10 protein-coding genes are annotated in these 13,039 nt (G+C 34.9%); all 10 read right to left on the bottom strand.

Translation table 11 applies throughout. From position 1 onward, the window contains the following. Positions 1-311: 311 nt before the first annotated feature. Entirely contained in the window at positions 312-1,478 is a 1,167-nt protein-coding gene (locus DJ93_RS15350; RefSeq protein WP_042981734.1) for a diglucosyl diacylglycerol synthase, read from the bottom strand. A 413-nt stretch (positions 1,479-1,891) separates the two neighbouring features. After that, positions 1,892-2,623, bottom strand: coding sequence for a pyruvate formate-lyase-activating protein (gene pflA, locus DJ93_RS15345; RefSeq protein WP_042981733.1), 732 nt, complete (start codon positions 2,621-2,623; stop codon positions 1,892-1,894). Between the two features lie 72 nt (positions 2,624-2,695). Then, the gene (gene pflB, locus DJ93_RS15340; RefSeq protein WP_042981732.1) at positions 2,696-4,945 is read right to left on the bottom strand and encodes a formate C-acetyltransferase; all 2,250 of its coding nucleotides are present in this window, start codon (positions 4,943-4,945) and stop codon (positions 2,696-2,698) included. 398 nt (positions 4,946-5,343) lie between these two features. After that, positions 5,344-6,888, bottom strand: a complete 1,545-nt coding sequence (locus DJ93_RS15335; RefSeq protein WP_042981730.1) for a glycosyltransferase family 2 protein — start codon at positions 6,886-6,888, stop codon at positions 5,344-5,346. Beyond that, positions 6,881-7,846, bottom strand: coding sequence for an NAD-dependent epimerase/dehydratase family protein (locus tag DJ93_RS15330; protein WP_042981729.1), 966 nt, complete (start codon positions 7,844-7,846; stop codon positions 6,881-6,883). The genes DJ93_RS15335 and DJ93_RS15330 overlap by 8 nt, the downstream gene beginning before the upstream one ends. Then, complete coding sequence (locus DJ93_RS15325; protein ID WP_042981727.1) at positions 7,843-9,087, bottom strand: nucleotide sugar dehydrogenase; 1,245 nt, start codon at positions 9,085-9,087, stop codon at positions 7,843-7,845. Before DJ93_RS15325 ends, DJ93_RS15330 begins: the two co-directional genes overlap by 4 nt. Beyond that, the gene (locus DJ93_RS15320; protein WP_042981725.1) at positions 9,077-10,624 is read right to left on the bottom strand and encodes a glycosyltransferase family 2 protein; all 1,548 of its coding nucleotides are present in this window, start codon (positions 10,622-10,624) and stop codon (positions 9,077-9,079) included. The genes DJ93_RS15325 and DJ93_RS15320 overlap by 11 nt, the downstream gene beginning before the upstream one ends. 14 nt (positions 10,625-10,638) lie before the next feature. Continuing rightward, positions 10,639-10,833 carry a hypothetical protein gene (locus DJ93_RS15315; protein WP_042981723.1) on the bottom strand — a complete coding sequence of 65 codons (195 nt, stop codon included), beginning with the start codon at positions 10,831-10,833 and terminating at the stop codon, positions 10,639-10,641. Positions 10,834-10,849: 16 nt separating this feature from the next. Continuing rightward, positions 10,850-11,251: an LSm family protein gene (locus tag DJ93_RS15310; RefSeq protein WP_042981721.1), complete on the bottom strand. Its 402-nt coding sequence runs from the start codon at positions 11,249-11,251 to the stop codon at positions 10,850-10,852. Between the two features lie 304 nt (positions 11,252-11,555). Beyond that, positions 11,556-12,827 carry a serine hydrolase domain-containing protein gene (locus DJ93_RS15305; RefSeq protein WP_042981720.1) on the bottom strand — a complete coding sequence of 424 codons (1,272 nt, stop codon included), beginning with the start codon at positions 12,825-12,827 and terminating at the stop codon, positions 11,556-11,558. Positions 12,828-13,039: the final 212 nt, after the last annotated feature.

Below are 13,039 nucleotides of genomic sequence, written 5' to 3'. Positions count from 1 at the left end.
AAACAGCTTGATACTTTTGAGAAAAAGGTTCTTTTTTATAAAGAACCTTTTTCTGTGGAAAACTTTATCCACAGAATTGATAGAATTGTGTATAAATTAAAGAATACTTTCTTACATTCCTATATTTAATCACATATAAACCATCACGTTTGTGGATATTTTTTCTGAAAATTGTGGATTATGTGGATATGGCTGTTAATATTTCGATTTCACCGTTTATTGAAAGCGCGTTCTTTTGTGGATAACATAAATCTTTACACTATTTTTCCCAAACAAAAAACCCTCTTTTATAGTAGAAAGAGGGTTTCATATTACGTAAAAGATTGGGCAAGAGCTGGCGATTCAATAGGTACATGATTAGACTCAGTATGATTCTCTTCCAAAATTGCGTCCACAATGTGACAAGCTGGTTCTGGACGATAAATACTCTTCATTGCTTCTTTCATTTGTAGAAGCTTCGTATCATCCTGTAATAAAGCCTCTGTCTTTGCAAAAACCTCGTTATCATCACGAATTACAACCGCGGCTCCTTTTTTCTCAAAATACATCGCATTTTCATTTTCTTGTCCTGGTACAGGCTTATATAAAATGACAGGTACTTGTAACGCTGCCGCTTCACTTAATGTAATGCCACCTGGCTTTGTAATCATACAAGAAGTAACACGAAATAACTCGTCAATGTTTTCTACATAACCAAATACTTTTAAAGCATCTGGATTCTGCTCTTGTAATCCTAATAAATCCTGTTTTAAAGCATCATTTTTCCCACAAACAACTGCTACTTGTAAATTAGGAACTGACATAAATGATTGACATAATTCTTTTACATTCCCTAGTACACCGTGTGCACCTGCTACGATAAGTAAAATCTTTTTCTCTTGAGATAACTGATATTTATTATATATAATTTCTGGGTTTATCTTTAACTCAAAATTACTGCGAATTGGAATTCCTGTTTCTACAATTTGTTCTGAAGGCACACCAATATCAACCATTACCTTTTTAACATGATCTGTTGCGACAAAATAACGATCTACTTCACGATGAATCCATATTTTGTGCAAGCAGAAATCTGTTAGCACATTGTAAACAGGAATTGAAAAACCTGTTTGTTTTTTCAATTCTGGTACAGCAATAATAGGAAATGTATTAATAACAATATCTGGTTTTTCCGCATGTAAGAGCGCTTTTAAACGTTTCCTTCCAAAGTTTGCATACCAAGAGGCAATTTTCTTATCATAAATTTTTTCTACCCCGTAATAAAATAAACGATATAATTCTTTTCCTATCGTATAACTTTTTAGATATAAATACTTTGTAATATCCGTTATAACTGGGTGTGATTCTCCAAATAAATCACATACGATTACATCTTCAATTCCTTTTTTACGAAATGTTTGTTCTAATGTTTTTGCTACTTGCACATGCCCATTACCGTAATGTGCAGTTAATATTAAAACCTTGGGGTTTTTTATCAAACAAATCCACTCCTAGCTTTTTGCTTCTCCATATTGCATATACGACAATAGGAAAAACCTTTTCCTTAAAAAATTACATACTTGGATTCCAACACTTTCATGTTAGCTATGTACCTGTCGTGGATATGCAAAGCATATAAGATTGACCCCTTAATCCTATCTGTGCTCATATCTTTACATTATACTTTCCTATAAGGGCTTTCGCAATAACTTACAAACGTTCTATATTCCATGATACTCTCTCTTTTACTTCTTAATTCTTGTTACTATTTAGATTTCCCTTTACAATTATGTAAATTTCTCCATTATCCCCTTACAAAAATATGGATATTTCATTTTCAGTATACTCTTTTTTTCGCATATACTCTAGGCTTTATTATGCAGAAAGCAAAAAGCCTAATCCAACATTTGGATTAGACCGCTTGTAAAATCTGTTTAGCATTTTCAACACTTTTTTCTGTAGGAGGCTCTACACTCGCAAGTGGATACTTATGTCCAAGTGCCTCCCATTTATATACACCAAGTTTATGATATGGTAAAACTTCAACTTTCTTTACATTGGATAAACTTTGAATAAAGCTGGATAATCTTTGTAGATCCTCTTCACTGTCTGTAACGCCAGGAACTAATACATGTCTTACCCAGATTGGTTTCTTTTTATCCGATAAATAACGAGCGAACTGTAAGATATGTTCGTTTGGTTTCCCTGTTAATTTACGATGTTTTTTTGAATCAATATGTTTTAAATCCAATAAAACTAAATCTGTATATCCCATTAAAATATCTAATTTTCTTTGGAACTCTGGTTCTTCAGAGTAACACCCTCCAGAAGAATCAATTGTTGTATGAATGCCGACTTCCTTGCACTTTTTAAATAATTCAATTAAAAATTCTAACTGTAGTAACGGTTCTCCACCACTAACTGTAATGCCACCACCAGAAGCTTCAATAAAAGGAAGGTAACATATCACATCCTGCATCACTTCTTCAACTGATATTTCTTTTCCTTTACCGATTTCCCATGTATCAGCATTATGACAGTATTGACAACGTAATAAGCACCCTTGTGTAAATATGACATAACGAATTCCTGGGCCATCAACAGTACCACAAGATTCTACAGAATGGATTCTACCTTTTACCATGTTACTTCCTCCTTTATTGAAACACCCTCCCTCTGCTATATAATTAGGAGCAGAGGGACGGATTTTTTTCACTTACATGCTTTCATGCATTGTACGGTTAATTACATCAATTTGTTGTTCACGAGTTAATTTAATAAAGTTAACAGCGTAACCAGATACACGAATTGTTAATTGTGGATATTTTTCTGGATGTTCCATTGCATCCATTAATGTTTCACGATTAAATACGTTAATATTTAAGTGATGTCCTTCTTTTACTGCATAGCCATCAAGCATAGATACTAAGTTGCGTACTTGTACATCATCTTCTTTACCGAGTGCTTTCGGAATAATAGAGAATGTATTAGAAATACCATCTTGCGCATCTTCATATGGTAGTTTTGCAACAGATAGTAGTGATGCTAATGCCCCTTTTGTATCGCGACCATGCATTGGGTTTGCGCCTGGTGCAAATGGTTCTCCAGTACGACGACCATCTGGAGTATTACCAGTTTTCTTACCGTATACAACGTTAGATGTAATTGTTAAGATTGACATTGTATGAACAGAATTACGATATGTTTTATGTTTACGAAGCTTGTTCATAAATGTTTTCACAAGATTTACGGCAATTTCATCTACACGATCATCATTGTTACCGTATTTAGGGAAGTCCCCTTCAATCTCAAAGTCAACTGCGATACCATTCTCATCACGAATTGGTTTTACTTTCGCATATTTAATTGCACTTAAAGAGTCAGCTACTACAGATAATCCAGCGATACCTGTTGCCATTGTGCGAAGAACGTTTGTATCATGAAGTGCCATCTCAATACGTTCATAGCTATATTTATCATGCATATAGTGGATTACATTTAATGTATTTAAATATAGACCTGCTAACCATTCCATTGTCATATCGAATTTATGCATAACTTCTTCATAATCTAATACTTCTGCAGTAATTGGTGCATATTCAGGAGCAACTTGTGCTTTTGATTTTTCATCTTTACCACCGTTAATCGCATATAGTAACGCTTTAGCTAAGTTTGCACGTGCTCCGAAGAACTGCATTTGTTTACCAATTCTCATTGCAGATACACAACAAGCAATACCGTAGTCATCACCATATTCAGGACGCATAATGTCATCATTTTCATATTGAATTGCTGATGTTTTAATAGACATTTTCGCACAGTAGTTTTTAAATTTCTGCGGTAATTGTTTAGACCAAAGAACTGTTAAGTTTGGTTCTGGTGCTGGTCCTAAATTATCTAATGTATGCAAGAAACGGAATGAGTTTTTTGTTACTAAAGGACGACCGTCTAATGTAATACCACCGATAGATTCAGTTACCCAAGTTGGATCCCCAGAGAATAGTTCATTATAATCAGGTGTTCTTGCAAATTTCACAAGACGTAATTTCATAATGAAATGGTCAACAATCTCTTGTGCTTCTTCTTCTGTTAAAGTACCATTTACTAAATCTCTTTCAATGTAAATATCTAAGAATGTAGAAGTACGTCCAAGGCTCATTGCTGCCCCATTCTGTTCTTTAATCGCTGCAAGATACGCAAAGTATAACCATTGGAACGCTTCTTGTGCAGTTGTGGCTGGTTTAGAAATGTCAAAACCATGAGAAGCGGCCATTTGTTTTAATTCTTGAAGTGCACGCATTTGCTCAGATAATTCTTCGCGTAAACGCATTGTATCTTCGCTCATTACACCACCAGTTAAATTAAAATCAGCTTTTTTCACTTCAATTAAATGATCTATACCATATAACGCTACGCGGCGATAGTCACCGATAATACGTCCACGTCCATATGCATCTGGAAGACCAGTAATAACACCTGATTTACGAGCCGCTTTCATTTCTGGTGTATATGCATCAAATACACCTTGATTATGCGTTTTACGCCAGTCTCTGAAAATACGACTAAGTTCTTTATCCATTTCATATCCATAAGCTTCACAAGCTTGTTCCGCCATACGAATACCACCATATGGTTGTAAAGAGCGTTTAAACGGTTTATCAGTTTGGAAACCAACTACTTTTTCAATATCTTTATTTAAATATCCTGGTTCATGCGATGTAATAGAAGAAACAATTTTTGTATCCATATCAAGAACGCCACCGTTGTCACGTTCCTTTGTTGTTAAATCCATCACTTGATCCCAAAGTTTACTTGTTGCGTCTGTTGCTCCCGCTAAGAAAGATTCATCTCCTTCGTAAACGTTTACATTATTTAAAATGAAATCGCGAACATCAATTTCAGCTTTCCACTTTTCACCTTTAAAGTTTTTCCATGCGTTTTTTACATTTTCTAATACTTGAGTCATCCTAATCTCCTCCATTTTTGATTAGTACAGGACTAAGATTTTTTATATAACAGCTTACACATTTAGAATACTACTTTTTTTTGAAAGTGAACGAAATAGTTGTGACATGTTTGTGAAACATTGAACAAACAACTGTGTACATAGTGTTAACTTAACTTAGATCTCTTTATTATTCACTCTTTCCTTAAATGTATTTTTTGAGTATCCTTATATATGAATTCTATTCTGTAATACAAAGAATGATATCCATTATAAACTGTAATACCCTTAACTCCAATTCTGTTATATTTTTTTTACGACAGAATTGAAAAGAAGTGTACCCATTCGGTACACTTCTTTTCATAATCAAGAGCAACTCGCCTTACTTAATTACAACGCCCCTTACATTTTTATAACTATTATAGGACGTCTCTATTTCTACCCCCATCATGAAACCCACCTCGTCTGTCTTTTAATGCAATTAATTGTTCTATTCCTTCTATATGATCACCAATTATACGTAATACGGCTGGAGGGTGCCCTATTGGTGAGAAATGTTGACTGGGACGAATACGATTCATCCTGTCTACATCAATACGACTCACACATGCAATTTCAAATTCAGAAAGAACAGCCTTAACTTGTGCTACACAAGGTGACAATAAAGAATCGTATCCAATTTCTTTCAAACACCTATGACTAAAGGCATGAGGAACAGCGACGAGGGAACCAACCCCTAAGTCTTTTCGGCCACAAGCAAGATTTAAAGCATATTTAAATGCAGTTACAAGGTGAAGTGGTGCTCGTAAATCCAAGTAATGATTTAAATCGTTTAATGCAACATCTTTACCATCCGCAATCGCTTTAGCAAAAGGATATAAATCACTAGCAGGGATAACAAAGTCACCATCTATAAATAATACGATATCCCCATTTGCAAAATACACACCAAGCGAACGCCCCACATCATTTCCAAGAGCTTCTTCATATACAATTGTCATTGCTCCTTTTTGCTTTGCAATACTTGCTGTTCTATCAGAAGAACCATTTACAACAACGATAATTTCCAAAGGTTCAATTTTGCGCAGTTCTTCTATAACACTTCCTATTGTCATCTCTTCATTTTGTACAGGAATGACAACAGATAGTTGCTTTCCTTTATACAAATTGGATGTACTGCCCCACCCTTGATAAAAATCCTCAAAATCTAAAGTATGATAAATACTATCTCTTTTCCTATTCCCATCACAATACCCTCCGCGCTTATCCAAGCCTGCTATCCACTCCGCTGTAGTTTCTATATGATCACCTATCATTCGCTTTTCAGAATGAGAAAGATTGGTCCCATACGCATCATGTTCAAGCGGACGAAATTTATTCGGAGTAATTACATCAATTGCAAAGTGACGACTAATTCTCCAATTATTCTTAATCAGCCGCATATGAGCTATATTGGGGTTTATAAGCCCGTCATATCCGATGCTTTGAACAACTTCTTTCGTAAGCGCATGAGGGACAGATAATAAAGAATCAATTTTTAATTCTTCTCGCTCTAGCATTGCATTTAAAATTTGCCGCCATACTGTAATAGAATGCGGTCTTTGTTTTTTTAAAAACAATGCATCAAAATTATTTAATACAGCGTCAGCTTGATTATACAAAATTGGATTAAGAAAGAGCTGTAAATGAGAAGAGTGAATTGCAAAATCGCCATCTATAAACAATAAAACATCACCCTTCGCTTGTTTCGCACCAACCGCACGCCCCACATCATTTCCAAGTAGATTAGTATATTCAACAACTTTACAACCTAAACTTTCAGCAACTTTTTCTGTACCATCCGTACAACCGTTAGCTACTACTATAATTTCTAACGGCTGTAGTGGTTTTACAGATTGAATAACATCCGCTATACTAGCTATTTCATTACAAACTGGAATAATGACCGACAATGACTTAATCATGCTGCGTATCCCGAAACCATTTAATAGTTTCTTTCAATCCTTGTTCCCATGTTACACTTGCTTGGAATTGAAACATTTCTCTTAATTTTGTTACGTCTGGCTTCCGATTTGGAATTTCTTCAAAACCATGTGGATATACCGCTTCAAACGGGACATGTACAATTTTAGAGGATGCCCCCGTTAACCTTTGAATAGCCTCTGCTACTTCTTGTATATTCTTTTCATTCTCAGATCCTATATTAATTATTTCTCCATTTACTTTTTCATCCATCGCACGAATTGTTGCTTCTACCGCATCACTTACATACGTAAAACAACGTGTTTGCTTCCCATCTCCATATACGAGCATATCGTCACCTTGCAAGGCAGCACGAATAAATCGCGGAATCACTCCAGCATATGGGCCATCCTTCGCCCTTGGACCGTAAATATTAAAGTAACGAACAATCGTTACAGGAAGACCTTGCAATGAATATCCTAAACATAGTGTTTCTTCTAATGTTTTACAAACAGCATAACTCCAGCGAATCTTTGAAGTTGCACCGTATAAGCGATCACCTTCTTCTGAAAAAGGCGGTTTTCCTTTTCCATACACTTCAGAAGTAGATGCAAATACTACCTTCTTCTTTCCTCTTAATGCTGCTTGTAAAATATTTCTCGTTCCATCAAAATTTGTTTCAATTAATTCTATACTTTTTTCCATCGTAGTCTTTACGCCTAAAATTGCTGCTAAATGAAATACCACATCATGTTGATCAACCAATTCAGCAATTGCGCTTTTATTTAAAACACTTATTGGAATAATTGAAATCACTTTCATTAATTCATTGTGGTATTTGTTTTTTCCTTTATAAAAATTATCAACAATGGTTACTTGATAACCTCTTTTAACAAGTTCTTCTGCTAAATGAGATCCGATAAATCCAGCCCCACCTGTAATTAAACATCTTTTACTCATACTTTCACCTTCTTTATAACACCGCGTGTATCTATTAATCGATTAACCTCTTCAAATAACTTCCAATCAATACTAGAATGATCCGTCAAAATTAAAACACAATCAGCTTGTTCTATTATTTGCTCTCCTAGTGAAATAGATTGATACAATGTATCCCCAATTTTTGCAGAAGAAATATACGGATCATGATACTGCACCTTATACCCTTCTTTTACTAATAACTGAATAATGGGGAGGGCTGGGGATTCTCTCAAATCATTTACATCTTTCTTATAAGCAATTCCTACAACGAAGACCGTCGCTGGGGATTGTGTCACCTGTTTTACTTTCCTTACAATATTTTGTGGCATCTCCTCATTAATAACGTGTGCCGCTTCAATTAATTGACTTGATAGTCCAATCCCCTTGATTTTCCACTGGAAATATAAAGGATCTACCGGAATACAGTGTCCTCCTATCCCCGGTCCTGGCCAATACGGAGCGAATCCGAAAGGTTTTGTAGATGCAGCTTCGAGCGCCTCACGAAAATCTATATTCAGCTTTTCACATAGTATATCTAACTCATTTACTAGCGAAATATTGACTAGCCGCTGAATATTTTCAAATAGCTTACACATCTCTGCTACTTTCGGGGAACTGACAGGAACAACCATATCAAATACAGTACTATACAAACTTTGTACTTTTCGTTTACATCGTTCCGTTTGTCCACTAATTACTTTTGGAATATTTTGCACTGTATATTGATTATTTGCTGGGTCAATCCGTTCAGGAGAATATCCAATATAATAATCTTCCCCTACTTTTTTACCCATTTGAGAAATAATAGGAATAATAACTTCTTCCAGCGTACCTGGATATGTGGAGCTTTCAAAAATGAAGGTTTGTCCTTTTTGAAGGTTTTGTTGTATATAATAAGCAGCTGAAATGAGGGCACTTAAATCTGGTTCTTTCTGCTCATTTATCGGTGTTGGCACAGTCACAATGACATACTCACTCTTTTGGAAGTCAGCCACACCTTTATCTGGTGTATTCACCACTAATTTTTTCTCTTTCAATAAGCTTTGTAATACTTTAGAAGAAACATCAGGAATATAACTTTCTCCTTGTACAATTAATTCTATTTTATAATCATCTTTATCTAATCCAATTACAGTATGTCCTCTTTCTGCAAAATGAACTGCTAAAGGAAGACCGACATACCCTAATCCAATAATTGTTACATTGCTACTAGTATTCATTTAAATTCTCTTCTTCCCTTCTCAATTGTTGTATTATCTCTCTATCCCTTTCTCCATCAGTAAAACCCCCACGCTCATCTGTATGTTGTAATAAATAATCTATTGCCTCGAGCTGATCTCCAAAGATACGATCAAATGCAGGAATACGTCCATTGACAAATCCGTGTTGCTCCGGACGTACTCGGTTCGTTTTTATTACATCAACAAAATCTACTGCTGTTATCGAAAAATCGGCTAAAATAGCTTTTATTTGAGCTAATGGTGGGATAATTAATGACTCATATCCAATCTTTTCTATTACCTTTTTATGCATAGCATGTGGCACAGCAGTGAGCGAATTATTCCACAACTCCGGACGCTTTGCTGCTAAATTCACAAAATATTTTCCCATACTAATTGGATCTGCCGGATGAAACATATCTAGTAATTTTTGCAAATCATTTAATGCAACATCATTACCAGCTTCAATGGCTTGTAAAAAAGGAACTAACTTTTTCGCGGCAATAGCAAAATCACCATCTACGAATAAACAAATATCAGCTGTAGCATGCATTGCCCCTATTGCTCGTGCAACATTATGACCAAGCGCTTTTGGAAATTCGAGAACGATAACATTCTCTAATTTCGCTTGTTTAATTGTTTCTAAATCAGCTCCATTCGCAACAACAATAATTTCATCTACACCTGCTTTTTTCACTTCTTTTATAACGGGTCTTATAGTCGTTCTTTCTTCTGATACTGGTATAATCGCGCTATATTTCGCCTTCTTATTTTGTAACAAAATCGGTTTATACTCTCTTATAAAAGCTCTATCCCTTTCTCCTTCAGAAAAACCTCCACGTGCACCATATGTTTTTATTACATACTGTAGTGCACGTAAATGATCACCCATAATACGGCTTGTTGCTTTCGGATACGGCGAGCCAGGTGATGTTCCAATATGAACAGGACGCACTTTATTTGTATGAATTACATCGACTGAAGCTGCCCCTACAATATCTACTCCTCTAGACATCGCCATCGACTGAAAAAGCGCTGGGTCAGCTAAATTCCACCATCCAATTTTTTCTATGACTTCTCGATTCATTGCATGTGGTATTGCAATTAAAGAACCGACAACGAGCTCTTTTTTATCCAAAAAACGATTTAACATATATTTTCCAACTGTCGTATAATGTGGTCTCATCTTTAAATAAACAGACCATGTTAAATTATTCACAACAATTTGATGCCCTTGTTGAATCCCGTTCACGAAACATTGTAAATCTTGACTATTAATGACAATATCACCATCTAAAAACAGTACAATTTCGCCTTTTGCTTCTCTAGCACCAACTGCCCGTCCTACATCATTGCCAAGAGAATCTTTATAATAAATAACATGACAATTATGATGTAATGCAATCTCTTTCGTTCCATCTGTCGATCCATTATCTACTACAATAATTTCATATGGCTTTAATTCCTTTACTTCCGCTAAAATCTTATCTAACGTTTCCGCTTCGTTATGAGTAGGGATAACAACTGATATCTTCATACTTTATCCCTCCTTTAGCCTTCTAAGCGAACATATGCAATAATAGGAGTTCGTACAATAACATCCTCAGGTGGACCATACGATGGAGATGTTCGAACACTTACTGCTGCATCTGTTACAGACAAAAGAACTCCTGCAACAACTTCTACGGCCGTAACAACTTGTACAAGCTCACCAACATGCTCACGTAATTCATTAGTAAATGACATATATAATTCTCCTTTCTCACACTTCTCGAATGGATATAATACTTGCAAATGGTAATAACACTTGTGTTCCTATCGCTTCTTGTAACGTTAAGAAATCGTCCCCCACCTCAACAATAACACCTGTTAATTGTCCAACTGTAACGACAATCTCTACTTCTTTTCCTAAAAGTTGTTCTGCTATTTCTTTAAATGGTGATGTATTACATTCTTTTAAAATGGCACAAATAATAGATTGAAATTTACTGGATTCTATAAATTCTTCCGTTGCTTGCTTAGAATTTCTTCTAATAAATTTCGCGAAGTTTTGTGAAAATAAAATTCGTTCCACAGCAGGTAACAACTTGTTATCTAAAAAATAGTCTAACTGCCTATTAAAAACTCTCGTTAACTTATTCCAATATTTTTTAAACGAACACATACGCTCCTTCTCCTCCTACATATATTAAATTATCTGGATTTTACATCCATACATCTTAATGTATACAATTCCTACTTTTTTTGTGCTAGGTAAGACATACATTTTCTAGAAACAAATCTTAGTTTTTGAAACATGTAAATAATAAAAAGCAGATAGTTTCCTATCTGCTTTTTTATCTAATTTTTAATCGTAATAATTGCAGCTACGGCATAATATACGGTTTTCGGCAATTCAGCCTGTTCTGATATAGAAACCGTAACAAGTGAACCCCTCGAAAAAAAAACTATCCAAAAGGATAGTCTTTTTACACTTCAATATGCTGTAACATTGTATAAATATCGTTGTTAATTGAACCGAATGATTTAATGTTATTTTGAATGTTAGATAATAAAATAACATATGTCTTTCCACTTTTACTAAATCCATTTAAACAATTCCAACCTGGCATTACACCATGATTAGAATAACTTCCTGGATCTACATACCAACCGAATCCATAATCTTTTTTAACAGCTGTAAACATTTGATTATAACTCTCTTTTGAAATTAATTTTCCAGAGAATAACGCCTCGTTAAATAAGTATAAATCATGTGCACTTGTATATATATCACCGCAACCATACAGTTGTGACATACTTGGAATATTAGGGGTTGTCATATTATTCTTAACTATTTTATAACCAGTAGATGGAAATCTTGTTTGCTCTAATGCTCTTCCAAAACCTGAATGCTTCATGCCAATTGGAGCAAAGATGTTTTGCTTAATATACTCTTCTAACGGTTGTCCACTCACCTTTTCAACGATATAAGCCAATATAGAATAATTGGAGTCTGAATACTTCCATTTTTCTCCTGGAATCGCGATACGTTTTTGTGCTCCGATTCGCTTTATTAACTCCTCATGAGAAATATCTTCTGTTCCTTGCTCATATTCAGGAATTCCTGATGTATGTGTTAATAAATGTTTTAGATGAATTCCATCACCTTGAGGAAAATCCGGAATATATTTTGCTATTGTATCCTCTGTTTGAAGTTTATTTTGATCTTTCAACTGCATAATCGCCGTTGCTACAAATGCTTTTGAAATGGAACCGATATAAAAAGTCGTTTCTGAATTATTAGGTATTTGTTTTTCCTTATTTGCCATTCCGTATCCTTTATTCAAAAGTACTTTTCCATTCTTCACAATGACAGCTGTTCCACTAAAACCTTTTCCCAGTAAATATTGATCTAATTGAGCGTTTTCATTGATTTCTTGAGGTGGCCCTTGGACTTCAGCAGGCTGGTCTTTCGCTTGAGCTTGTTCCTCTTGCTCTCTTTTCTTCTGTTCTTCCTGCTTTTTCTGTTCTTCCTGCTTTTTCTGTTCTTCCTGCTTTTTCAATTCTTTTTTCTTCTGTTCTTCCTGCTTCTTTATTTCCGCTGCTGCTTTTAAAGTATTTTCTTTTTTATTATGCGCAACAATTTTTGTATACACGATATATACAAGCGAAAACAATAGAACGAGAATAATTGTTCTTTTTATGTATACAGATGGTCTACGAGCTTTCTTATTGCCCCTACCTTTTTCTTGATCCATGGTTGCCATTTTCCCCTTATTTACAAAAATAATTTAATTTGTCCATACAATATTTGCGTCACTGCAACTCCCTTATTTACGGAAGTTCCATTCTATACCATCCTTACTTTATCACGCACCGAACGTATTACCAACCAATATGTATAAAAAAGAAAAAGAAAATTTATAAAAGTAAGATTCACATTAAAATTTCTACATAAAAAAGAGGATAC

The organism is Bacillus clarus (genome assembly GCF_000746925.1).
GTDB lineage: Bacteria > Bacillota > Bacilli > Bacillales > Bacillaceae_G > Bacillus_A > Bacillus_A clarus.
Note: the sequence above shows the minus strand (reverse complement) of the source record. Positions and strands in the feature narration are given on the sequence as shown.